The sequence below is a fragment of the Microbacterium sp. LMI1x-1-1.1 genome (assembly GCF_040676205.1).
In the GTDB taxonomy this organism is placed as follows: domain Bacteria; phylum Actinomycetota; class Actinomycetes; order Actinomycetales; family Microbacteriaceae; genus Microbacterium; species Microbacterium aquilitoris.
In genome coordinates this window covers 894,025-917,153 of the sequence record NZ_JBEGHM010000001.1, presented here as the reverse complement: position 1 = coordinate 917,153, position 23,129 = coordinate 894,025, and the positions used below count along the sequence as shown (strand labels likewise).

23 protein-coding genes are annotated in these 23,129 nt (G+C 71.2%); 6 read left to right on the top strand and 17 right to left on the bottom strand.

All coding sequences use genetic code 11. The features are described from left to right. Positions 1-1,188, bottom strand: coding sequence for a xylose isomerase (gene xylA / locus MRBLMI1x_RS04480; protein WP_363456526.1), 1,188 nt, complete (start codon positions 1,186-1,188; stop codon positions 1-3). A gap of 87 nt (positions 1,189-1,275) precedes the next feature. On the opposite strand from xylA, the gene MRBLMI1x_RS04475 reads away from it, so the two are divergent. Beyond that, positions 1,276-2,454, top strand: coding sequence for an ROK family transcriptional regulator (locus MRBLMI1x_RS04475; protein WP_363456523.1), 1,179 nt, complete (start codon positions 1,276-1,278; stop codon positions 2,452-2,454). A gap of 119 nt (positions 2,455-2,573) precedes the next feature. Here MRBLMI1x_RS04475 and MRBLMI1x_RS04470 read toward each other — a convergent pair whose 3' ends face one another. From MRBLMI1x_RS04470 to MRBLMI1x_RS04435, 8 genes are all read right to left on the bottom strand, one after another. Continuing rightward, on the bottom strand, positions 2,574-3,020 hold the full coding sequence (locus MRBLMI1x_RS04470; protein ID WP_363456520.1) for a GNAT family N-acetyltransferase: 447 nt from the start codon (positions 3,018-3,020) through the stop codon (positions 2,574-2,576). A 2-nt stretch (positions 3,021-3,022) separates the two neighbouring features. After that, positions 3,023-3,718: an SDR family oxidoreductase gene (locus tag MRBLMI1x_RS04465; RefSeq protein ID WP_363456517.1), complete on the bottom strand. Its 696-nt coding sequence runs from the start codon at positions 3,716-3,718 to the stop codon at positions 3,023-3,025. 27 nt (positions 3,719-3,745) lie between these two features. Next, positions 3,746-4,321: a TetR/AcrR family transcriptional regulator gene (locus MRBLMI1x_RS04460; protein ID WP_363456514.1), complete on the bottom strand. Its 576-nt coding sequence runs from the start codon at positions 4,319-4,321 to the stop codon at positions 3,746-3,748. Beyond that, positions 4,318-5,109, bottom strand: a complete 792-nt coding sequence (locus MRBLMI1x_RS04455) for an HpcH/HpaI aldolase/citrate lyase family protein (RefSeq protein ID WP_363456511.1) — start codon at positions 5,107-5,109, stop codon at positions 4,318-4,320. Before MRBLMI1x_RS04455 ends, MRBLMI1x_RS04460 begins: the two co-directional genes overlap by 4 nt. Continuing rightward, the gene (locus tag MRBLMI1x_RS04450) at positions 5,106-5,597 is read right to left on the bottom strand and encodes a MaoC family dehydratase (protein ID WP_363456508.1); all 492 of its coding nucleotides are present in this window, start codon (positions 5,595-5,597) and stop codon (positions 5,106-5,108) included. Before MRBLMI1x_RS04450 ends, MRBLMI1x_RS04455 begins: the two co-directional genes overlap by 4 nt. Next, positions 5,594-7,558 (bottom strand): acetyl/propionyl/methylcrotonyl-CoA carboxylase subunit alpha, encoded by a 1,965-nt coding sequence (locus tag MRBLMI1x_RS04445; RefSeq protein WP_363456505.1) that lies wholly within the window; start codon positions 7,556-7,558, stop codon positions 5,594-5,596. The genes MRBLMI1x_RS04450 and MRBLMI1x_RS04445 overlap by 4 nt, the downstream gene beginning before the upstream one ends. Then, a complete protein-coding gene (locus tag MRBLMI1x_RS04440) occupies positions 7,558-9,120 on the bottom strand; it encodes a carboxyl transferase domain-containing protein (RefSeq protein WP_363456502.1) in 1,563 nt (520 codons plus the stop codon). The genes MRBLMI1x_RS04445 and MRBLMI1x_RS04440 overlap by 1 nt, the downstream gene beginning before the upstream one ends. Before the next feature lie 90 nt (positions 9,121-9,210). Then, positions 9,211-9,606, bottom strand: coding sequence for an SRPBCC family protein (locus MRBLMI1x_RS04435; protein WP_363456499.1), 396 nt, complete (start codon positions 9,604-9,606; stop codon positions 9,211-9,213). A 58-nt stretch (positions 9,607-9,664) separates the two neighbouring features. On the opposite strand from MRBLMI1x_RS04435, the gene MRBLMI1x_RS04430 reads away from it, so the two are divergent. Further along, entirely contained in the window at positions 9,665-10,255 is a 591-nt protein-coding gene (locus tag MRBLMI1x_RS04430) for a nitroreductase family protein (RefSeq protein ID WP_020097852.1), read from the top strand. Positions 10,256-10,258: 3 nt separating this feature from the next. On the opposite strand, the gene MRBLMI1x_RS04425 is transcribed toward MRBLMI1x_RS04430, so the two are convergent. The 4 genes from MRBLMI1x_RS04425 to MRBLMI1x_RS04410 all read right to left on the bottom strand — a co-directional run bounded on the left by MRBLMI1x_RS04425 (position 10,259) and on the right by MRBLMI1x_RS04410 (position 13,589). Further along, the gene (locus tag MRBLMI1x_RS04425; RefSeq protein ID WP_336125798.1) at positions 10,259-11,461 is read right to left on the bottom strand and encodes a fatty acid desaturase family protein; all 1,203 of its coding nucleotides are present in this window, start codon (positions 11,459-11,461) and stop codon (positions 10,259-10,261) included. A gap of 61 nt (positions 11,462-11,522) precedes the next feature. Continuing rightward, positions 11,523-12,503, bottom strand: coding sequence for a cation diffusion facilitator family transporter (locus tag MRBLMI1x_RS04420; RefSeq protein WP_018185669.1), 981 nt, complete (start codon positions 12,501-12,503; stop codon positions 11,523-11,525). After that, the gene (locus MRBLMI1x_RS04415) at positions 12,500-12,976 is read right to left on the bottom strand and encodes a transporter substrate-binding domain-containing protein (protein WP_018185670.1); all 477 of its coding nucleotides are present in this window, start codon (positions 12,974-12,976) and stop codon (positions 12,500-12,502) included. Before MRBLMI1x_RS04415 ends, MRBLMI1x_RS04420 begins: the two co-directional genes overlap by 4 nt. A gap of 73 nt (positions 12,977-13,049) precedes the next feature. Beyond that, positions 13,050-13,589: a YaeQ family protein gene (locus tag MRBLMI1x_RS04410; protein WP_363456494.1), complete on the bottom strand. Its 540-nt coding sequence runs from the start codon at positions 13,587-13,589 to the stop codon at positions 13,050-13,052. Between the two features lie 86 nt (positions 13,590-13,675). On the opposite strand from MRBLMI1x_RS04410, the gene MRBLMI1x_RS04405 reads away from it, so the two are divergent. Then, complete coding sequence (locus MRBLMI1x_RS04405; RefSeq protein ID WP_363456491.1) at positions 13,676-14,047, top strand: hypothetical protein; 372 nt, start codon at positions 13,676-13,678, stop codon at positions 14,045-14,047. After that, positions 14,047-14,865 (top strand): hypothetical protein, encoded by an 819-nt coding sequence (locus MRBLMI1x_RS04400; RefSeq protein WP_363456488.1) that lies wholly within the window; start codon positions 14,047-14,049, stop codon positions 14,863-14,865. Before MRBLMI1x_RS04405 ends, MRBLMI1x_RS04400 begins: the two co-directional genes overlap by 1 nt. Here MRBLMI1x_RS04400 and MRBLMI1x_RS04395 read toward each other — a convergent pair. Both MRBLMI1x_RS04395 and MRBLMI1x_RS04390 read right to left on the bottom strand, forming a co-directional pair. Further along, positions 14,826-15,647, bottom strand: a complete 822-nt coding sequence (locus MRBLMI1x_RS04395) for a methyltransferase family protein (protein ID WP_363456485.1) — start codon at positions 15,645-15,647, stop codon at positions 14,826-14,828. The genes MRBLMI1x_RS04400 and MRBLMI1x_RS04395 overlap by 40 nt on opposite strands. Positions 15,648-15,769: 122 nt before the next feature. Next, positions 15,770-16,072, bottom strand: coding sequence for a DUF1540 domain-containing protein (locus MRBLMI1x_RS04390; protein ID WP_018185675.1), 303 nt, complete (start codon positions 16,070-16,072; stop codon positions 15,770-15,772). A gap of 350 nt (positions 16,073-16,422) precedes the next feature. On the opposite strand from MRBLMI1x_RS04390, the gene MRBLMI1x_RS04385 reads away from it, so the two are divergent. Further along, positions 16,423-18,885 (top strand): helix-turn-helix transcriptional regulator, encoded by a 2,463-nt coding sequence (locus tag MRBLMI1x_RS04385; RefSeq protein WP_363456480.1) that lies wholly within the window; start codon positions 16,423-16,425, stop codon positions 18,883-18,885. Between the two features lie 230 nt (positions 18,886-19,115). Here MRBLMI1x_RS04385 and MRBLMI1x_RS04380 read toward each other — a convergent pair whose 3' ends face one another. Both MRBLMI1x_RS04380 and MRBLMI1x_RS04375 read right to left on the bottom strand, forming a co-directional pair. Next, entirely contained in the window at positions 19,116-20,864 is a 1,749-nt protein-coding gene (locus MRBLMI1x_RS04380) for a DUF4012 domain-containing protein (RefSeq protein WP_363456477.1), read from the bottom strand. Beyond that, on the bottom strand, positions 20,861-21,595 hold the full coding sequence (locus tag MRBLMI1x_RS04375; RefSeq protein WP_018185678.1) for an LPXTG cell wall anchor domain-containing protein: 735 nt from the start codon (positions 21,593-21,595) through the stop codon (positions 20,861-20,863). The genes MRBLMI1x_RS04380 and MRBLMI1x_RS04375 overlap by 4 nt, the downstream gene beginning before the upstream one ends. 660 nt (positions 21,596-22,255) lie before the next feature. On the opposite strand from MRBLMI1x_RS04375, the gene MRBLMI1x_RS04370 reads away from it, so the two are divergent. Beyond that, positions 22,256-23,089 (top strand): WecB/TagA/CpsF family glycosyltransferase, encoded by an 834-nt coding sequence (locus MRBLMI1x_RS04370; RefSeq protein ID WP_363456474.1) that lies wholly within the window; start codon positions 22,256-22,258, stop codon positions 23,087-23,089. Positions 23,090-23,129: the final 40 nt, after the last annotated feature.

The following is a 23,129-nucleotide window of genomic DNA, read 5'->3' as shown; positions in this document are numbered from 1 at the left end:
TCAGCGCGCGCCCAGCAGGTGCTCGGTCGCCAGCTGCTGCAGGCGGACGAAGCCGGCGCCCTTGCCGCCGAGGTAGACGCTCGGGTCGAAGTCCTCGTAGGCCGAGCGGTCGGCGAGGAAGTCGTCGTAGCTCTCGCCCGGGTTCAGCGTCGGGGTCGACAGGTCGTCGACCTTCGCGGCGGCGAGCGCCTCCTGAACCTCGGGGTCGGCGCGGAACGCCTGCGCGCGCTCCTTGAGGAGCAGGTAGGTGCGCATGTTGGCGGCGGCCGACTCCCAGACGCCGGTCTCGTCCTCGGTGCGGCTCGGCTTGTAATCGAAGTGACGCGGGCCGTCGTAGGCCGGGACGCCGCCGGGGCCGCCGTTCTCGAGCAGGTCGACGAGCGAGAACGCGTTGTGCAGGTCGCCGTGGCCGAACACGAGGTCCTGGTCGTACTTGATGCCGCGCTGGCCGTTGAGGTCGATGTGGAAGAGCTTGCCGTGGTACAGCGCCTGGGCGATGCCGGCGGTGAAGTTGAGCCCCGCCATCTGCTCGTGGCCGACCTCGGGGTTCACGCCGAACAGCTCGGAACGCTCGAGCGAGTCGATGAACGCGATCGCGTGACCGAGCGTGGGCAGCAGGATGTCGCCGCGCGGCTCGTTCGGCTTCGGCTCGATCGCGAACCGGATGTCGTAGCCCTTGTCGGTGACGTAGTCGCCGAGCAGGTTCACGGCCTCGCGGTAGCGCTCGAGTGCCTGACGGACGTCCTTGGCGGAGTCGTACTCCGCGCCCTCGCGGCCGCCCCACATGACGAAGGTCTTGGCGCCGAGCTCGGCACCGAGGTCGAGCTGACGGAACACCTTGCGGAGGGCGAACCGGCGCACGTCGCGGTCGTTCGCGGTGAAGCCGCCGTCTTTGAAGACGGGCGCGCTGAACAGGTTGGTCGTGACCATCGGGATGATCATGCCGGTCGAGTCGAGGGCGCCCTTGAGGCGGTCGATCTCACGCTGGCGCTCGGCGTCGCTCGATCCGAAGGCGAACAGGTCGTCGTCGTGGAAGGTGAGACCGTACGCGCCGAGCTCGGCGAGCTTCTCGACCGCGTGGACGACGTCGAGCGGGTGACGGGTCGGGCCGCCGAACGGGTCGGTGCCGTTGTAGCCGACGGTCCACAGGCCGAAGCTGAACTTGTCTGCGGGGGTGGGGGTGACCATGACGCTCCTTCGCGAGCCGGACAAAATGTTGTTGCCAGCAACGTATACCAGGCGCGCCGCCGCGACAAACCCCTTCCGGTGGCTATCGTGGGGTTCGTGACCGATCAGGGGCGAACCGTCGAATCCGTGCGGCGCGCGAACCTGGGCAGCATCCTCCGCATCGTGCACCGCGAGGGCCCGCAGTCGCGCGCCGCCCTCACCGAGTCGACCGGGCTCAACCGGTCGACCGTCGCCGATCTCGTCGGCTCGCTCGTGTCCTTCGGCCTCGTCGCCGAGCGCGCTCCCGACCCGTCGCGCCGGGTCGGCCGGCCCTCCCCCGTCGTCGCGGTGGACCCCGCCGTCGTCGCGATCGCCGTCAACCCCGAGGTCGATGCGCTCGAGATCGCCGCCGTCGGCCTCGACCGCGACATCCGCGCCGTCGTCGTCCTGCCGCAGGACCACCTCCTCACCCCGCAGGCGACCGCCGACCTCGTCGCGGAGCAGGTCGCGACCTGGCGCCGCGGCGAGCTCGCGGGCTCCCGCATCCTGGGCGTCGGCCTCGCCGTCCCGGGGCTCGTCCGCATCGAGGACGGGCTCGTCCGCGACGCACCCCACCTGGGCTGGGTCGACGTGCCGCTCCGGGACCTCGTCGCGGCGGCCACCGGCATCCCGGTCGTCGTCGGCAACGATGCGACCCTCGGCACCATCGCCGAGCATCTGTTCGGCGCCGCGCGCGGCATCGACCATGCGTTCTACCTCAACGGCGGCGCGAGCGGCATCGGTGGCGGCATCATCGTGAACGGGATGCCGGTGGCCGGCGCCGGCGGCTATGCCGGAGAGTTCGGGCAGAACCGCCCCGGCATCGCCACCCTCGCCGACCGACGAGCCCGCGACGGAGTGCTCGAGGACGAGGTCAGCCGCGCCCGGCTGCTGTCGGTCCTGGGCCTCGGCCGCGGCGACGACCGCGACCTCGGCGAGGCTCTCGCGGCGCGGATGGACACCCCGTCGGTCGCGGGAGAGGTCGACCGGCAGCGCCGCATCCTCGCCACCGCGCTGGCGAACGCGGTCAACGTCCTGAACCCCTCGGCGATCGTGCTGGGCGGGTTCCTCGCGGTGCTCGCGGACCTCGACGTCAATGCGCTCCTGCACGCCGTCCGCGCTCAGGCGATGCCGGCCTGCGGCGAGGATCTGCAGATCCTGCCGGCCGCCCTGGCCGAGCACCGCCTGCTCATCGGCGCCGCCGAGGCCGTCTTCGAAGGCGTTCTGGCGAACCCGCAGGCCGTCTGAGCGGTCCGCGCCTGTTCGCGCGTGTGCCGAGTGCAGGTTGAGAAGCCCCGACGGGCCTCGAACGCCCCCGGATGCGGGGCTGAACCTGCACTCGGCACATCACAGGCGAACCCGGCGCGTCAGCCGCCGAGCCGCCAGGTGACGAACGGGATGCCGGTGACGCCGTCGCGCGTGCGGTCGGTCGCCCGCCAGCCGCGCGCGGCGTAGAAGGCCTTCGCCCGTGCGTTGCCGTCCCACACCTCGAGCTCGGCCGGGCGACCGTCGCGGATCTCGTCGAATCGCTCGTGGAGGGCCGACCCGACCCCGCGACCGAACAGCTCCGGCAGGACGTAGATGCTCACCAGTTCGAGGGTCTTCCCGAGCCGCACGTGCAGGAACCCCGTCAGCCCTTCGTCCTCGGCGACGACGGTGACCCGCCCGTCCTCAGCGACGAGTCGGCGCCACATCGGCTCGCGATCGCGCGCCGCGTCCGCCGGATCGAGGTGCTCGCCGTAGTACGCGGCGCGCGAGGCGACATGGATCGCGGCGATCGCCGCGGCATCCTCGACGGTCGCCGCCCGAAGCATCGTCAGCGCGGGCCGGGCTTGACCGACAGGTCGGTGATGACGGCGTCGCGGGGCAGGTCGAGGGCGGTGAGGACGGCGGTGACGACGGATGCCGGCTGGATCCAGGCATCCGCGTCGTAATCCCTGCCCTCCTGCGCGTGGACCTGCGCCTGCATCGGCGTGGCCGTCCGACCCGGGTAGACGGTGGTGACGCGCACGCCGTGGACGGCCTCCTCGCCGCGGAGCGCATCGGCGAGCGCCTTGAGCCCGTGCTTGGACGCGGCGTATGCCGCCCACTGCGGGTGGGCCGCGAGCCCGGCGCCGGAGTTCACGAACAGCACCTGCCCGCGCGCCGCGCGCACACGCGGCAGCAGCAGTCGCGTGAGTTCGGCGGGGGCGACGAGGTTGACGGCGAGCTGGTCCTGCCACGACTGCACCGTGAGGTCGGCGACGTGCCCGAGGTCGACGATGCCCGCGGCGTGCACGATCGCGTCGATCCGATCGGGGAGATCGGATGCCGCGACCGCCGCCGCGAGCGATGCGGGCCGCGCGAGGTCGGCGACGATCGCGCCGGCGCCCGGGTGCCGGGACTGCAGGTCGGTGGCCCGCGACGCGTCGCGCGCGACGAGGATGAGGCGGTCACCTCGCTCGGTCAGACGCTCGGCGAGGAGCTGTCCGATGCCCGATCCGGCACCGGTGAGGACGATGGTGTGCGGCATCCCCTCATCCTGTCATCGCCGCCCGCGTCAGTCGTCGAGTAGCGCGCGACGGGCCATTCCGGCCAGGATGCCGCCCGCCCGCTCACCGCTGGGCGCGGCCGAGTGCGGGGTCGAGTTCAACAGCCCGAACGCGGCGAGCAGCCTGGTCTCGCGCTCGGCGTCGTCGAGGTCCGGCCGGAGCGCGGCGAACGGGCGATCCCACTCCTGGACGTACTCGCGCTGCAGCCGCCGCACCCGCTGGTTGACGTCGACCGGCAGGTTCGCGAGCTCGCGATCCTGGACCCGGATGACGTCCGCGTCGCTCGTGGCGAAGTCGAGGTGGAAGGCGATGAGCGCCTCGAAGACCTCGAGCGCCTCACCTCCCGAGGCCGTCAGCGCGCGACCGCCCTCGAGCAGTCGTTCACTCGCATCGAGCAGCAGGTCGCACAGCAGCGCCTCCTTGCTCGCGAAGTGGCGGTAGAGGGCCGGCCCGCTCATGCCGACGGCGTCGCCGAGGTCGCCGGTCGACACCGCCGCGAACCCGCGCTCGGCGAACAGCCGCGCGGCCGAGGTCATGAGCTCCGCGCGGCGGTTCGCCTTCTGCGTGGCCCGCCAGGTGGTCATCGCGACAGCGCCCGGCGCGCCTGCCGCAGCACCGGCTCGTCGATCATCCGTCCGCGGAACCGGAACACCCCGGGCTGCCGCGTCGCCTCGTCGAGGACCGCCTCGGCCCACTCGAGCTCGTCGGGCGTCGCCGCGTAGGCCCGCCGGATGACCTCGACCTGGGACGGGTGGATGCAGGCGGTCGCCGCGAACCCCGATGCCGCGGCATCCCGCGCCTCGTCCTCGAGCCCCGCCGTGTCGGCGATGTCGAGGTGGACCGCGTCGATGGCATCGATCCCGGCGGCGGCCGCTGCGATCAGCACGCGCGAACGGGCGTACCGCGCGACGTCGCGGTACCGGCCGTCGCCCGTGCGGCTGGAGCGCCCGCCGATCCCCGCGACGAGGTCTTCGGCACCCCACATGAGTCCGTCGACGAGCGGATGCCGCGCGAGCGCGCCCGCGTTCTCGACCCCGCGCGGCGTCTCGCACAGGGCGATGACGCGGTACCCGTCGAGCGCGTCGACCTCGGCGGTCTCCTCGGCCTTCGCGAGCATCAGCCGCCGGAACGGAGTGCCGCGCAACGCGTCGAGGTCGTGCGCCAGCTCGGGGGTCGGGGAAGGGTTCACGCGCACGATCACGCGCGCGGCGTCGACGTCCGCCGCCACGAGCGCCTCACGGGCGCCGGCTTTATCGGCCGGCGCGACGGCGTCCTCGAGGTCGAGGATCACGGCATCGGCCGCGGCGAGCGCCTTCGCGTACCGCTCCGGCCGGTCGGCGGGACAGAACAGCAGCCCAGGACCGAGGCTCATGCGGGCGTTCCCGGCGACATCCGCATGAGGGTGGATCGACGCGCGGTCGCGACGACCTGGTCGTGCTGGTTGCGCATCGTGTGCGCGAACTCGACGACGCCCTGGCCCGGCCGTGAGCGCGACTCCCGCTTCGACGCGACGACGGTCTCGGCGTAGAGCGTGTCGCCGTGGCGGACGGGCGCCGGGAAGTTCACCTCCGAGAACCCGAGGTTCGCGACGATCGTCCCCTGCGTGAGCTGCGCGACCGACAGCCCGACGAGGGTCGAGAGGGTGAACATGCTGTTGACCAGCCGGTCGCCGTACTCGGTCTGCTCCGACCACGCGGCATCCAGGTGCAGCGACTGCGTGTTCATGGTGAGGGTCGTGAACAGCACGTTGTCGGCCTCGGTCACGGTGCGGCCCGGGCTGTGGACGTAGACGGCGCCCTCCTCGAGCTCGTCGAAGTACAGTCCGCGCTGCACGATGCGGCGGGGGGTCTCCTCGCTCATGCGTCCTCCTCCGGGGTCGGGGTCACGACGGCCAAGGTCTGCCCGCGGCCGACGCTGTCGCCGGTCGCGACGCGCAACGCCACGGTGCCCGCGACCTCCGCTCTCACCACATGTTCCATCTTCATCGCTTCGACGACCACCACCGCATCGCCGGCGGCGACCTCTGCCCCATCGGCGACCGAGGTCATCACGACCACCCCGGGCATGGGCGAGACGAGTTCGGGCACGGCCGACGCATCCGCGTCGCGGCGATGGTCGAGCCGCACGCGCCGCACCTCGTGCGCGCGTCCGCCCGCCGAGAGCCAGACGACGTCGCCGTCGACCGCCGCGACGAGCGGGACGCTCCGATCCCCGATGCGCACGACGACCCGGTCGCCGATGGGATGGACGGATGCCGCGACCGCCGCGCCGTCGACGATCACCCCGTCGCCGACCAGCTCCACGATCCGCTCCTCGCCGCCGGACGCGAGCCGGTACCGTCGCGGTGCGGGCGAGCCCAGGCGCCAGCCGTCCGCGCGCCGCCACGGACCGCCGGCGCGCGGGACCGCGGCATCCATCAACAGCGCCGCCTCGGTGAGCACGTCGGCGGGATCGTCCGCGGCGAGGAGCCCGTCGAGCTCCCGCGCGATGAGCCCGGTGTCGAGGTCGCCGGCGGCGACGGCGGGCAGCTCGAGCAGCGCCCGGAGGAACGGCACGTTCGTCTCGAAGCCGAGCACGGCCGTGTCGCCCAGCGCCGCGACGAGCCGGCGCCGCGCCTCGTCACGGGTAGCGCCCGTCGCGATGACCTTCGCGAGCATGGGGTCGTAGTCGACCGAGACGTCGAGTCCGTCGGCGAGGGCGCTGTCGACCCGGATGCCGGGGCCCGCCGGGTGTCGCACGGCCACCACGTGCCCGCCGGTCGGCAGGAAGCCGGCGGCCGGATCCTCTGCGTAGACGCGCGCCTCGATGCTGTGACCCGTGAGTGTCACGTCGACCTGCGCGAACCCGAGCGGCTCCCCCGCCGCGATCCGCAGCTGCGCGGCGACGAGATCGATGCCGGTGATTTGCTCGGTGACGGGGTGCTCGACCTGCAGGCGGGTGTTCATCTCCATGAAGAAGAACTGGTCGGGGCGGTCGGCGGCGACGATGAACTCGACCGTCCCCGCGCCCCGGTAGTCGACACTCCGCGCCGTCTCGCACGCCGCCTGCCCGATCCGGGCCCGAGTCGTCTCGTCGAGAAGCGGCGACGGCGCCTCCTCGATGACCTTCTGGTGTCGGCGCTGCAGCGAGCACTCCCGCTCCCCCAGGTGCACGACGGTGCCGTGCGCGTCGGCGAGGACCTGCACCTCGATGTGCCGTGGGGTGTCGACGTAGCGCTCGAGGAACAGCGTGTCGTCGCCGAAGCTCGCGCCCGCCTCGCGTCGCGCGGCGGCGAGCGCGGCGGGCAGGTCCGCGGCATCCGTCACGACGTGCATGCCCTTGCCGCCACCGCCCGCGGAAGGCTTGATCAGCAGCGGATAGCCCACCTCGGGAGCGGCCGCGATCAGCTCGTCGTCGGTCATGCCGGCGCGAGCGACACCGGGAACGGTCGGCACGCCGCGAGCGTCGACGGCGTGCTTCGCGGCGATCTTGTCGCCCATCGTGCGGATGGCATCGGCGCTCGGCCCGATGAAGACGATCCCCGCCTGCTCGCACGCCGCGGCGAACGCGGTGTTCTCGGAGAGGAACCCGTACCCGGGGTGGATCGCCTCCGCCCCCGTGGCGCGGGCCGCGGCGATCACCGCGTCGATGTCGAGGTAGCTCAGCGCGGCGGGCGCGGGACCGAGGCGCACGGACTCGTCGGCCAGTGCGACGTGGCGGGCACCGGCATCCGCGTCGCTGTAGACGGCGACCGAGCGGATGCCGAGCTCCCGCAGCGTGCGGATGACGCGGCACGCGATCTCGCCACGGTTTGCGATGAGGACTGTCGAGAACATGCGCATCACATCCGGAAGACGCCGTAGCCCGGCGCGTCGAAGGGGGCTCGGAGGCAGACGTCGAGGGCGAGACCGAGCGCGTCGCGGGTCTCGGCCGGGGCCAGGATGCCGTCGTCCCACAGGCGGGCCGTCGAGTAGTACGGGCTCCCCTGCTCCTCGTACTGCGCACGGATCGGCGCCTGGAACGCCGCCTCGTCCTCCGCCGACCACTCCTCGCCGCGCGCCTCGATCTGCTCGCGGCGGACGGTCGAGAGGACGGATGCCGCCTGTGGCCCGCCCATGACCGACACCCGCGCACCGGGCCAGAGCCACAGGAACCGCGGCGAGTATGCGCGCCCGCACATCGAGTAGGTGCCGGCGCCGAACGAGCCGCCGACGACGACGGTGAGCTTGGGCACCGACGCGCACGCGACGGCGTTCACCATCTTCGCGCCGTGCTTGGCGATGCCGGCCGACTCGTACTCGCGGCCGACCATGAACCCGGTGATGTTCTGCAGGAACACGAGCGGGATGCCGCGCTGGTCGCACAGCTCGATGAAGTGGGCGCCCTTCAGCGCCGACTCCCCGAAGAGGACACCGTTGTTCGCGAGGATGCCGACGCGGTGTCCGTGCAGGCGGGCGAAGCCGGTGACGAGGGTTTCGCCGTACTCGCGCTTGAACTCGTGCCACGTTCCGCCGTCGATGAGGCGGTGGACGATCTCGCGGGCGTCGTACGGCGTGGTGAGTTCGACCGGCACGACGTCGACGAGGGTGGCCGGATCGGCGGCGGGAGGGACCACGGGCTCGGGCTGCTCGCGCAGCGGTGCCGGGGCGGGGAGCGTCGCGACGATGTCGCGGACGATCTCCAGCGCGTGCTCATCGTTCTCGGCGAGGTGGTCGGTGACGCCCGAGACCCTCGTGTGGAGGTCGCCGCCGCCGAGGTCCTCTGCCGAGACGATCTCTCCCGTCGCCGCCTTCACGAGGGGCGGACCGCCGAGGAAGATCGTGCCCTGGTTCCGGACGATGACCGTCTCGTCGCTCATCGCGGGGACGTAGGCGCCGCCGGCGGTGGACGACCCGAGGACCGCCGCGACCTGCGGGATGCCGTCCCGCGACATCCGCGCCTGGTTGTAGAAGATGCGCCCGAAGTGGTCGCGGTCGGGGAACACCTCGTCCTGCATGGGCAGGAACGCGCCGCCGGAGTCGACGAGGTAGACGCACGGCAGGCGATTCTCGGCGGCGATCTCCTGTGCTCGCAGGTGCTTCTTGACGGTGATCGGGTAGTACGTGCCGCCCTTCACCGTCGCGTCGTTCGCGACGACCATGACGTGCCGGCCGTGGATCAGTCCGACGCCGGCGACGACGCCTCCGGAGGGGCATTCGTCGTCGTACAGGTCGAGACCGGCGAGCGCACCGACCTCCAGGAAGGGGCTGCCGACGTCGAGCAGGGTGTCGATGCGGTCGCGGGCGAGCAGCTTGCCGCGGGCGGTGTGCCGCTCGCGCGCCCGCTCGGGACCGCCGCGAGCTGCGTCGGCGCGACGCCGCTCGAGCTCGGCGACCAGGTCGGGATACGTCGTGGGGGCTGTCATCGTCGACGGCACCTCCGGGAGAGGGCTTCAGTTATCGATTGATAACTCAGTCGAAAGATAACACCGCGGCCCCGGCACGGGAAGGCCCGGTCAGCTCTCCATCACCGCCCGGAGCGTCTCGAGGTCGGCCTCGATCGCCGCGGCATCCTCAGCGAACTCCGCGTCTGTGACGCCATCACGGCGGAACAGCGTGAAGACCACCTCGCTGCCGGTATCGTTGCGCAGCACCCGCAGCGGGTTGTGCACGACCGTGCCGTCCGGAAGACGGACGTCGTGATCGAGCACGCCCGCTTCGACCGGCCCGACGAACGCGACCTCGATGTCCCCCAGTGGCGAGTCCGCGAGCCAGCGGCCGCCGTCGTTCCGGATGCCGGAGCTCAGCCCCGCCGCCCACCGCGGCAGGTTCGCGGGGTCACCGGCGAAGGCGATCACCTCGCGCGGTGGGCGCTCGATCGTGCAGGAAAGGTGATGGGCGGGCCAGGTCATGACCGGGACGCTACCCCGCCTCGGCGACACCCGCCTCGGAAGCGACGAGGATGGAGGGATGGCGACGTTCGACGATCCGGTCCTCGAGGCGATGGCGACGCGGCGGTCGCTCGCGAAAGTGGGGCCGGGTGCCCCGACCGACGACGAGCTGCGCGAGCTGCTCGCCGCCGTGACCCCCGTCGCGGACCACAAGGCCCTCCGCCCCTGGCGCCTGCTCGCTCTGCGCGGCGATGACCGCGCCCGCCTCGGCGACGCGCTCGACACCGCCGCCGGCACCACCCGTGAGCCCGGGGAGCGGAACACGAAGCCGTTCCGCGCCGACCTGCTGATCGCGGTCGTCGCGAGCCCGAAGGCGCACCCGGCCGTGCCCGTCTGGGAGCAGCACGCCACAGCCGCGGGCGCCGCGCACCTGCTCGAGCTCGCGCTCTGGCGGGCCGGATGGGGCGTCATGTGGCGAACGGGCCTCGCGGTCAACTCCCCCGAGGTGCGCGCGCTCCACGGTCTCGCCGACCACGAGCTGTTGATGGGCTGGCTCTACGTCGGGAGTGTCGACGCCGACCTCCGCGCCAGAATCGACGAAGCGCCGAGGAAGCGGCTCGATCCCGAACCGTTCCTCGGCGCTCTTCCCGCTGACGCGGGTCCCGTCTGAGGCTCAGCCCCGGCGGAACTCCGCCGTCATCGGGCAGTCGAACGGGTCGCGGGCGGCGAGGCCCACGCGGTTCAGGTAGTCGATGACGATCGCATACGACCGGCCGAGGCTCGTCTCCGTGTACGGAACCCCGAGGGTCGCGCAGTGCTCGCGCACGATCTCGCGAGCCTTCGACAGGTGCGGGCGGGGCATGTTCGGGAACAGGTGGTGCTCCACCTGGTAGTTCAGACCGCCCATGAGCCAGGTGGCCCACCAGCCGCCGCGGATGTTGCGGGAGGTGCGCACCTGCTTGCTGAAGAAGTCGAGCTTCGCGTCAGGGGCGATGACCGGCATCCCCTTGTGGTTCGGGGCGAACGACGCGCCCATGTACACGCCGAAGACGGCGAGCTGCACACCGACGAAGGCGAACGCCATGCCGAGGGGCAGGAGCAGGAACACCGGGACGAGGACGACGGCCAGTCGCAGGACGATCATGCCGATCTCCAGCCAGCGCGCCTTCACGTCCTTCTCGGTGAAGAGGAACTTCAGGCCGAGGAAATGCAGGTTGAGGCCCTCGAGGGTGAGGAGGGGGAAGAACAGCCAGCCCTGACGCTTCGTGATCGCGCGGCGCAGGCCGCGAGCCGATGCGGCATCGGTCTCGATGAACGAGAGCGTGTCGATCTCGATGTCGGGGTCCTTGCCGACGCGGTTCGGGTTCGCGTGGTGACGCGTGTGCTTGCCGGTCCACCAGGCGTAGCTGATGCCGACGACACCGGCCGCGAGGATGCGCGCGAGGCGATCGTTGGCGGGACCGGAGCTCAGGATCTGGCGGTGCGCCGCCTCGTGGGCGAGGAAGGCCACCTGAGTGAAGATGATGCCGAGGGCCCCGGCGATGAGCAGCTGGAACCAGCTGTCACCGAGCAGGATGAATCCCGTCACTGCTCCGCCGAAGGCGAGCGTCAGCGCGATGCCGACCATGACGTAGAAGGCGTGGGTCCGGTGCAGCAACCCCGTTTCGCGCACGATGCGCGAGACGTCGGTGAACGCTTTCGCCATCGGGGGGAACTCCGCTGTTCCGGCGTATGTCTGGCGGACGGGACCGAGACGCGACTCGGTGACGGTTGAAGCGATGAAAGCACCTGCTCGAGATCGGGTGTCCGCCGGGGCGGAGGGAGAAACGATCAGCGGATGCCGACCACGTGAGGGCCACGCTACGGGGAGGCGCATCGCCGTTGCGGCATGCATCGGCGATCCCCACGGGACTGCCAGGGGCTGCACAGGCTCGGACCTAGCTTTCGCCCGATCGCGCGGACGCCGTCTCGGGGAACTCCTGCACCGGGATGATGACGACGTCGTGCATCTTCCAGTCCAAGGACCGGCATTCCGTCTGGGCGCGCTCGAGCTCGCCGAGGCGTGGGAGGCGACCCCTTCGCGGCTTGACGAAAGCCTCGACGTGGAAGAACTGGCCCTGGTCACGGGTGCGGGTGCGCACCTCGTCGACCCAGTGCAACGAGGAGAGATGATCGTGGATCCGATCGATGTCGGGATGCGGCTTCGCGTCGTCGAAGGTCGTAGCCCGGGTGTCCATCAGGTCCGTGATCGCGGCCTTCGTGTTCTTCACCCCGTCCCACAGGATGCTGCCGGCGATGAAGACGGCCGCCGCGGCATCCGCCCACCAGAGCCCGAGCCCGATGCCGCCGACTCCCACGATCGAGCCGACCGCTGTCATCCAGTCGGCCTTGTTCATGTCCGCGTCGGCGTAGAGGACCTTGTTGTGCAGCTGGCGGGCGAGACGCATCTTCACGCGCCCGAACCAGATCGGCAACGGAATAGTCGCCGCCATGACGGCCATCATGAACCACCCGAGCCACACCGACTGCCCGAAGACCTCGACCGAGCCGATGGGCGGACGCTCGCCGCGGACGAGGGTGAGCGCCGATTCGACGAGCAGGAAGGCCCCCATGGTGAACAAAGCGACACCCGCCACGAGGTGCGCAATGCCGACGGACCGGAAATAGCCGTACGGGTACCTCGGATTCGCTGCGCGCGACATCACCCGTACCGCCACGAGAAACGCGATCGGCGGTGCGAGCGAAAGCATGTCCTCGACCCAGGCCGCCCGCATCGCCTGCGAACTGCCGGTGACGATGCCGACGACCGGGATGGTGACAGCGAGGAAGGCGATCGTCGCCCACTCCATCCGCACGGCTCGGCGGAGCGCCTTCCGGCCGGCGTCGTCGAGTCCCCGTTGCAAAGCCGTCTGCGTCATTCCCGGCCCTCCTCGCGCAGGAAGACCTCGAGATCCATGAGGAACCCGTTCTCGCCCGCACGAGCGAGCATGACGTGCTTCTCGGTCTCGCCCGACGCGCTCGTCTCTTCGCGGTACACGTCGGTCACGGCGGCCTCGTCGGCCCACGGGGTCGTGTCGGTGAGGCCGCCGACGACGATGTCGAGCTCACCCGCGTGCAGCGCGTCGACGAGGACCTCCTCCGCCCCCTCGCGCCAGCGGACCTCGGCGCCGTGCCCGGCCGCGTACGCCTCGACCAGCGCGACCTCCGTGCCCGACGGCTCGTTTCCGAGCTCGGTCCAGGGCGGATTCGCGGTCACTCCCGCCCGCAAGACACCGCCCTCCGAAATGCGTTCGAGGGTGCTGTCGGCATCGGCGGGGCGGACCCCGCAGCCGGCCAGAACGAATCCGACGATGAGAGATGCGGCCGCGGCCGCACGCGCACGACGTGGCATGGGAACCTCCGTCGGCACACTACGAGCGGCGCGAAACCTCCCCCATCGGGGTTGACAGCGTGCGCCGGTCGCGTCAGCCGACCCGCTGCTCCGCGATGGCCGACGAGGTGGACCGGCCGTTGACGTCGAGGTAGAGCTGCCGCTCGGTGACCGACACGGTGAGTGTGCTGCGCCGCTCCAGAGCGGAAGCGGCATCGTCCACGAAGTCGCGATCGAAGCTGAAGACCGGGATGTCGGCCGCGCGGTGGATCGTCTTCCCCGCCCACGCCTGCGCGAGGCGGTTCGGCTCGCGGTGGGTGTACACCGCGACCCGGTCGGCCACCTTACTGGCCGAGTGCAGACGCGCGGCATCCGGAGCACCGACATCGATCCACGCCGTCATCCGACCCGTCGCATCGCGGATCAGGACCGCCGGCTCGGCGGTCGCCGAGATGCCCTCGCTGAAGGCGATCCCGTCTTCATACTCGAGGGCGTACGCGAGCACGCGGAGGAGGACGTTCGCCGCCGTCTCGGACGGATGCCGCGCGATGCGCAGCGACAGTTCGTCGTAGACGCCGCGATCGACGTCGGCGAGGTGCACGGTGAACGTGTGCATCGTGGATCCGATGGCCATCCGTCGAGCCTAGGCGGGATGCCCTTCGCAGGTCGCACGGGTGATAATGGTCGCGTCCCATCCGGCGTTCCTCCAGGAGACTGCTCATGCCGTTCCACAGCAAGGAGATGCTCGAGCGATGGCTCGAGGAGTTCGCCGCGCTGGGGTATCCCATCAGCGATCGGGTCAAGGTCATCCCGCAGGACGGGACCGACGGGCTCGACACGGGCCTGATCGCGCTCAACCTCCTCGACTCGATGACGCTCACCTACATCCAGCCCGAGCCTCTCGGTTCGATCCACTGGGGCATCACCTTCGAGGCGCGCGAGCTGGACCTCAAGCTCAACGCCAGTCGCACACTGGAGCTCTCGGGCGAGCTCGCGATGGTGTCGATGCTGTGCACCTTCCTGCAGACCAAGTCGCTGGCCGAGGTCGAGGCCGAGGCGGGATCCATCGCCCCCGAGACTCTCGGGCTCTGATGGACGACGGCCTGAGCGCAGAGCTGCGCGCGCTGCAGGCCAGAGCGTACGGGCCCGGCGGCGGCCTGGACGACGATCCCCCCGCGCGACGCCGGCTCGCCGAGCTCGAGACGCGCGCCCGCGACGAGAGACACCGCCCGCCCGTGGTCGACGGAGTTCCAGAAGCGCCCCGACAGCAGACACCCCAACAGCAGACACCCCGACCGTCGGCGCCTCCCGCGCCGACGGTACCGGCCGCCGTCGCCGCCGACCTCCGCGCCGCACGAGCAACTACCGGCACCGATGCGGGTCGGCGACGCGTGCTGGCGGGCCTCGCGTGGGCGGGATCCCTCGCGGCGGTCGCCACCCTCTCGGTCGGCATCACCGCGGCGGCGAGCGCCCCCGCCCTGACCGCGGGGGCCACGAGCCCTGCCGACGTCGAGGTCACCCACGTCACGTCGCTCCCCCTCGACGCGGAACGGGCCTGGCCCGAGGTCCTGAGCGCTCCACCCGAGGACGGCCGCATCTACCGCGCACTCGCGGGCATGACACCGATCGTCGCCCACTACGACACCGGCGACGGCGTCAAGGCGCGGTGCCTGCAGATCCTGCCGGACGAAGCCTGGAGCGCCTCCCCCGAGGACGGGTGGTCGGGAGCCTGGTACACGAGCTGCGCAGCAGAGCCCTTCGCGCCGGCATCGAGCCTGGTGGTGTCGAGCACCACGCCGGCCGCCCTGCGCGAGAAGTTCGCCATCGGCACCCGCCTGCAGTTCGTGCTGGCCGACGACGCCGTCGAGGTCTACTCGGCCGAGGCTCCCGCCGGAGAAGCCGCGGGCTGATCGACCGCGACGGGCGTCAGACGCGGCACCCAGCACCGCACCCGCTCCCGGTACCGCAGAAACTCATCTCCGAACCGCGCCTCGAGGTCGCGCTCCTCGTGCGGGCGGATCGCCGCGTTCCACACGACGGAGCCGCAGGCGGCGTAAAGAACCACCAGCCACGACGAGAGCATCATCCCGACCGCGACGCCCTGTGCGATGCCCGCGACCGCCATCGGGTTCCGGACGAAACGGTAGGGGCCGCGGATCACGAGGCGCCGCGCCGTCGCGATCGGCAGCGGCGTGCCCTCACCCTGTGTCGACATCACGGCGCCGGACCACAACCCGACGGCACTCGCAACGATGAAGAGGGCGACACCGGCGCCACGCGCCCCGGCAGGTACCGGCACGTGCAGCATCCATCTCGTCTCGACCCAGACGATGACCGCGGGAACGACTCCGAGCGCCAGGCCCCAGAACACGACGATCTGAAGAGCCGTCGCTCCGACATGGCTACGCACCGTCGCTCCCGGCGACGCAGGGCGGATCCGGAAGGGCCCCACCATGAGCCAGTGCGTGGGAAGGGACCCGTGCACGATGACGGTGGCGGCGAGAACGGATGCCGCGGCCGCCGCGGTCATGAGGACGGCACCCCATCCCGCCTCCGTCGTCGCCACCGCGAAGAGCGCGAGGAAGACGGTGACGAGCAGCGTCCAGCCCGTGGCGATGACGGCTGCTGCGCGGATCGCCGTCGCCGCGAGTGCCGAGGCGATCACGAAGAGAGGGATGTCGAGGCTCGCCATCACGAAGGGATCGATGCTCCCCAGCGTGGCTTCACTGACGACGGGGACCGTGAAGACGGCGACCCACCAGAGCGCGCCGCCCGCCGCTTGGACCGCGAAGTAGGCGCGCGCGAGGGCGGGTGTCAGGCGGCCTGGTACGTGAGGCAGTCGGCCGACTCCGCTCCGGGTCCCACGCGCACCGTCGCGGCGGTGCACTCGAGCGACGAGTTGAAGACGCACTCGGCGCGCTGGCAGGCGCCGACGTGACTGACGACCTTGTCGAGGCCGCCCTTCGTGCCGAGGGGGATGAACGTGGCGCACTCGGCGTCACCGGGCGTCCCACCGATGGTCACCGCGGCGGCGTGGCAGTGCGAGTGGTCGTTGTACGAGCAGCCGAGGGCGTTGCACTCGGACACGCGGGGCAGGTCGTCGAGAGTGGTGCTCATGAGAGCCTCCTTCAGTGGTCGTGGCTCGAGAGTACGCGCTGACCCCCGCGGTTCGGACAGCCTAAGTTCCGCCTTTTCTCCCCGGTCAGGTGGAGAAAATCGGGTTAGGTGAGCCTGACCTACACACGGCGCCGCGAGCCTTCCACTCGGCGACCCTGAGACCACACACTCCACTGTTTTCACATTCCGCCCCGCGCGGAGTGGGGGCGGTGGTAGATTTCGCACAACCTCGCCGCAGGCGGGAAACCCCGGGTCGGACCCGAATCTGGGCTCGGGTGCAGGTGAGCGGTGTGACGCCGGAGCATCGTCGACGGGTGTCTGCTCGTTCCGTCCAGGGGAAGGGGAACGCGATGGCACTGGCTGCGATGTCCGCCGGTCTTCCGCCCTCTCTCCTCCTGTGGCCGCAACTCGCCTTGACCCACGTCGAAGAGGAACTGAGCTCGAAGAACCGCCCGGCCCGTCTCGTGGTGGTCGGCCCCGCGGGTTCCGACAAGAGCCCCCTCCTCGACGAGATATCCCGACGGGTCTCGCACGTTGAGGACACCCTCTTCGTCGACGACGCGCACCTTTTGTCCGATGACCAGGTCCGCGTCCTCGACCGGCACCTCGACGACCCGGGCGCGGGACTCGTCGTCAGCTGCCGCCCGTGGCCGTGGACACCGGCGCTGACGGCACTGATCCGACGCATCGAGCAGTCCCGACCGGCCCTGGCTGTGGGGCAGGTCGACACCGAAGACGTCGCCCGCGCCGTCGAGCAGGCCGGTCGGTCGATCGACCCGGGGTGCATCGGAGCGATCGTCCGGATGGCGGCATCCGTGACCTGGCTCGTCAAGCAGGCACTCGCCGCGCACGGTGACGGCTACTGCCGCGACCCTTCGCACGAGCGCGTCATCCGTGCCGTCGGAGAGGTGATCGCGCTGCGCCTCGACACGCTCGAGCCACCCGTCGCCGCCGTCGTCCGCCGCGCGAGCCTCGGCGGCGACGAAGATCTGCCGGCAGCGACAGACGACGCAGTGGCGGCCGCGCTCGCCGTCGGGCATGCCGAAGGACTCCTGCTTCGCGGAGGTCGCCCCGTGCCGATCGTCCGGACGACCGTCACCCGGACGACGCCTGTCGCCCAGCTGATCGACCTGCTCGACACGTCGTCGATCCCGTCGCTGGATGCCGAGGTGGCATCGTCGCTCGGCGGCCACGTCGACGCGCGTCTGGCCCGGGTCCTCCAGGCTCACGCGGACCAGGCCGCGACCTACGACTTCGCCCGGGCCACGGAACTCTACGACGCGGCGCTCGCCGCCGGGGCGGATCCGAACCGCATCGCGCTCAGGAAGGCGCGCATGGCGTGGGACCGAGGCGACATCGACGAGGCCGCCTCCCTCGTCGACGCCGTCGCCCTGTCGGCGGAGGGCGACGATCACAGCGAAGCGCTCCGCATCCTCGGCTCGGCGTGGAGTGCGCGCGGATTCCTCCGCGCGAGCGCCATGACCTACCGCGCGCAGCCCGGTCACGACTTCCTCCTCTACGCGCAGGGCGCCCTCGCCTCGTTCGGCACGGGAGACGGCGGGCCTCTGCTCGATGCGGTCGACCGACTGAACGCGGGTACCGGAGGAGTCCCGACGACGCTGAGGGTGGCCCACGCCAAGCTGATGAGGGGCCTGGCGGCTTCGCTCACTTGGCCTGCGGGCGGCGCGTTCGACGAACTCGTCCGCGCCAGCGAGACCTACGGGGACTCCGGTGAGAACGGTCCGGTCCCCGAACTGCCGGCGGTCATCGCCGCGATCGGCGCCATCAACCTCGGCGAACTGCAGACCGCCGCGAACATCCTCGGCGATGCGCTCATGGACGACCACGGCGGCCCGTGGGCTCGCTCGCGGCTGCTGCTCTGGGCCGCGTGGGTCGCCGTGCACCGGCAGCATCCCGAGGAGTCGGCCGCCCGGTTGGCGGATGTGGATGCCTCATTCCTCCCCTTGAGCAGTCGCGAGATCCTCGTCCGCGACGCCGTCATGCTCGCCCACGTGCGACGGTACGGTTCGCTCGACGAACTGCGTGCCCTGTGGATGCGGGTGCGGGACGATGTCCGTCACGTCGAACCGGACCTCTTCCTCCTCCACCCCCTGCGCGAGTTCATCGAGACCGCTCCGATGTTCGACGACTCCGAGCGGGTGGCACCCGCACTCGAGACGCTGAACGGGATCCTCCACGGCCTCGGTGACCCGCTGATGTGGTCGGTTCCGCTGACGTGGTCCTCTTTCCAGCGAGCGATGCTCGCGCGGGACCCGCACGGGCAGGCGCAGACGGTGCGGACGCTCTCCGCCGTCGCGCGCGGGTCGCGACTTGCGGGGGCCCTGTCGGCCGCCGCCACCGAGTGGTCGCGGAACCGGGTCGACGAGGGCGCCGCGGAACGCATCGAAGAGGTCGCGTCGCGCATGGCTGAGATGGGCCTCGGGTGGGAGGGCGCGCGCCTGGCCATCACCCTTTCGGAGCGCTCGCGCGATCGCCGGACGGGGATCCGACTCGCTGCGTTCGCTCGGACGCTCCACCCGAGCGCGGCGCCAGGGAGCGCGACCAACGATGTGGCTCTCGGCGACAGCGGCCTGCTGAGCGCGCGCGAGCGCGAGGTGGCGGGCCTCGTCCTTCGCGGCATGACCTACGCCGAGATCGGCGAGGCCATCTTCATCTCGCCGCGCACTGCCGAGCACCACATCGCACGCATCCGGCGCCGGATCGGCGCCACCTCGCGTACCGACCTGATCGCCAAACTCCAAGCGATCGTCGGCGCCGAGGACGGCGGCACGGACAACGCTGAAAGCCGCTGACGAACGCCCATGAAAGGGCGGACCCCCTCGGGCCAGTTCAGTGGGGACTGCGGCGGGAGGGGGTCCGCGAAGCCATCCGGGATGCCAGAGACGGACACGTTTGGGGACAATGCGCGTCAAGACCGCTTGGGGAACGGCCCGGCAACCGTAGGGGGATGGCGCTTCAATGCTAGAGGAAAGCTCTCTTCCCGAATAGACATTCGCGAGATCTTGAGGTGAGCGGCCTCACCTCAAGCGGCGGGACACCCGATATCCGACGAGGCGACGTCGACCCGCTTCAGCAACGGAGTGTGGAGGAGCTCGGGTGTCGCCGCGCCGGACGGGACCTCCGGTCCGGCGATGAATCGGAACGTCAGGACGTGCGATCCCCCCGGTGCGAGGTCGACCCGACGGGTGACGAGGACACGGCCGTCCTCCCCGGCATCGACGGATGCCGCGGCTGCGCCGTCGAGCGTCACCCCACCCGCGAACCATCCCGGCGGCGTGACGACCGTGACCGTCGGCGCGATGTCGCCTGCCGCAGCACCGTAGAACCCACCTCCGGTGACGCTGACGGGCAACGTCTCGGCATCCCGTTTCGTCAGCGTGCTGCCGAGGGACACCTCCACCTCCACCTCGCGGAGACCGTCGGCGCGACACACCCCCGAGCGCGTCGCGAGTCCCACCGTCAGGTACGGGGTGAGCTTGCCGCCCGTCGCGTCGTTGAAGTAGGCGGCGAAGGCGTTCGGGCCGGCGGCATCCTGCCTCGCGAGCGGGCCGGCCAGCGCGGTTCGGGCGAGGACCTTCTGCTCGTCGGGGTGACGACTCCAGACCGAGATCCGCCCCTCCTCGACCGCTCCCACGAGGCCGGGGATCATCGCGGCGGGACGGGCCCGTTCGGTGAGGGCCGTGAACACGGCGGCCGCGGCATCCGAGAACAGACGCCCCTGGGCGTCCTGGTCGAGCGTCCGGTAGGGCTCGACGAGCAGTCTGTCGATGACGTTCTTCTGGTTGAGAACGCCGGCAGACGTCTCGACCGGACCGATGGCGCCGAGGATCGCGGAGAGGACGACGGGGTCCATCGAGACGACGACGTCCGGTGCCGTCTCGCCCGACTTCTGCCACCACGCCGACGCGAGCTGAGCCGTCACCCGGAAGTCCGCGGTCATCGACGAGTTCTGCACGTAGCGGCCGATCCCGTCACCCAGGGATCGCACCTCCGCGGCGGGCACCGCCGTCAGCGGTGATGCCGCCGGCGAGAACTGCGACGAGTCGCGCTGCGCCCCGAGCGTGAGGATGCCGCCGTGGGCCCGGAGCTCGAGGAAGGTCCCCGTGATGCCGCCCCCGGTACGCAGTTCCGCGGTGTTCTGCAGGACGACCAGGATGCGCCGGTCGCCCTCGGCACCGAGAATCGTCGGCACCAGGTCGGCCGCCTGAGCCGCACCGTCCGTCAGCGGCTGGATGTCGTCGACGGCGTCGACGACACGGCCGACACCGTTCGCCAGCTGCGGGACGAGGGCGTTCCGGTCGATGTCGGCGAGATCCTCCGCGACGTCGTCGCGCGCCGCCGCCGCGCGGGTGAGGGCCGGAGCTGCGTGTCGCAGGACGCGGACCGCTCCCGCGGCGTCGGCGCCCTCGAGGCCGCGTGCCGTGTCGAGGACGGCGGGAGCGACGTCATCCGCCACGTCGACGACCGCGGTGGCCGCGCGTCGCGCCGCGGAGAGGTTCGGTCCGATTCCGGGGAGTGCCTCCGCCGCGTACCAGACCGGGTCGTCCGGGATCTCGTGCGAGATACCGTCGACGAGTCGGTCGGCCGCGGCCTTCGCGCCGTCGATGTCACCCGAGCCGACGGCCTTCACCGCGATGGCCGCGTCGTCCCCCGCAACATCGAGCGCCTCCTTGAGATCCCATGCCGAGCGACCGACGTGCACGGCCGCGGCAGCGGTCCCGATGAGGAGGAGGGCGCCGGCGACCAGGATCAGTCGACGGCGCCTTCTCACGACTCGACCCGGCGGCGACGACGCGCGACGAGGAGGACACCGGCGACCACGGCAGCGGCTCCGCCCACGGCCGCGGCGACGGGCCACTGTCCGCCCGTCTGCGCCAACCCGCGGGAGACGCTTCCCGACGCGACGCCGACCGGCGTCGCGCAGTCGTCGGAGTAGCCCGGGTAGGCGAGCGGAACATCGATACGCTCGCCCCCGACCCGCAGCTGAGCCGTCACGTCGCCCGTGGTCCACGCGGCGGCGTCGTTGCGGGGCTCCCACTGGTCGCCGGAACGCACCCAGCCGGGCAGAGCCTCGACGGTGCCGTCGCCAGAGACCTCGACGCCGGGCCACAGGATGCTGCCGGAGCCTTCACCCGCGGCATCCACCCGCAGCGGGACGGCGATCTCCTGCCCATCCCCCCGGATCACGAGCTCGGCGGTCGGTGTCGAGGCCGCAGCCGTCGCAACGGCGACCCGCACCGTCGACGACGCGGCCAGAGCGGTCGACACCGTCACCGGCCCGGTCGAGAGGCTGCGCGCACTCGCCGTCGCGGCGACGCGCACGATCGAGTAGTCGATCGTGGGCGCCTCATCGACGCACAGCGCCTGCACGACCGATCCGTCGAGCCCGCCGTCCGGCGGACTGCTCGGGACGTACGATCCGTCCGCGGCGAACGCCGGCGTCGAGCCGGACCCTGCGATGACGGCGACCACGATCGTGGCACGCCAGATGTTCCCCCACATAACAGCCTCCCCAAAGGCATTCGAGCCCGCGCCTCAGGTGGGCGCGCTCGATGTACAGCCGTCACGTTATCTCCGATCCGGTCGAAAGACCTCCCGTGTTTGCCTCCACGAACCCCTAATCAGATCCCCTAGTTGTCCCCCGTTTGGGGGACAACAGATTAGGTTTGTCCCCCTATTGGTGGACGGGCGACTCGGTTGTAGCGTTCCGATATCGCCGCCGTAGAGGCTTTGGGGAGTTGACACGGCACAAGGCGGCAGCAGAGGAAGTGGGGGCGAGCTTGGGGGCCGTAACCATGTCTGCCTGGGCTCTTCGTACGCCTTCGTTCGCGCAACGAACACGTACGAAGGGCCCACATTCCACGCGTCGTGAGGGGCGACGCGTGGTCGGTCGCTGAGCGACCAGGGGGAGAGAGTGCGGTGACCGAGGGGTTCGGCTCACCGCGCAGACGCCGACGGGGACCGGCGTCGGTAACGGGGACAGCGGATCGGATCCGCATTGGGGGCACAGGTCTGGGACCTGGTCGATGTTTGGGGGGACGGAACGTTCATGGGGACAGAACGGAACACGACTGCGCGCCGGCTGCGTCGCGCCGTCGATGCAGGACAGCACTGCTCGACACGCGTCTCGGCGCGGCGCACGCGGCGGGCCGACTGATGGCCATGCGCGCGGTGACGTCGCCGATACGCACCCTTCGCCTGCGCGGGTCGCTCGCCGCCCAGAAGGTCGTACCGCGACCCTCGCCGATGGGGCCGCCGACCGTCCGCATCGCGGGCACCGACGTCCACCTCACCGATGCGCAGGGCGCGTGCGAGGTGATCGCCGACACCATCCATGACCGTCGGCTCTCGCCGCTCGCGGTCGTCCCGGCGACGCTCGGCCACCCGCACCACGAGGCGCCGGACGCCGGCGGCATCCGACATCTGACCCTGATCGAGGACGGACGCGTCGCCGCGCGGGCCAGGCGCGTGACCGGCGCGGAGTGGCCGCGGCTGGCCGGCGGTGATCTGATCGGTGACGTCCTGAACCGGGCGAGCGCCGAGCGGTGGCGCGTCGCAGTGGTGGGCGGGTCGGCGGACGAGCGCGAGACGCTCCACCGACGAGTGATGGCCGAATGGCCCGGCGTCGCACTCATCGGCCACTGGACGCCGACGCGGGAACAGGTCTCGTCACCGGACGCGTCCGCGGAGATCGCGGAACAGCTCCGGTACACCGACACGGATCTCGTGATCGTCTGCGTCGACAGGGCCACCCAGGAAGAGTGGATCGACACCTACGGGCAGGCCACGGGTGCGCGTGTGCTCCTGGCTGCCGACACCGTGATGGATTTTCTGACAGGTCGAGCCGCGCACGCCCCCCGGTGGGTCGGGCGAGCCGGACTCGAAAAGATGTGGCGGCTCATGCTCGAGCCGAAGCGATCAGCGACGCGAGACCTCATCGAGGGACCGCAGGCCTCTCTGGCCGACCGCCGATCCTCGGCTCACCACGATGCATGAACCGTCACCCGCACGCGGGCACGGCCGGACCTCCCCCCGT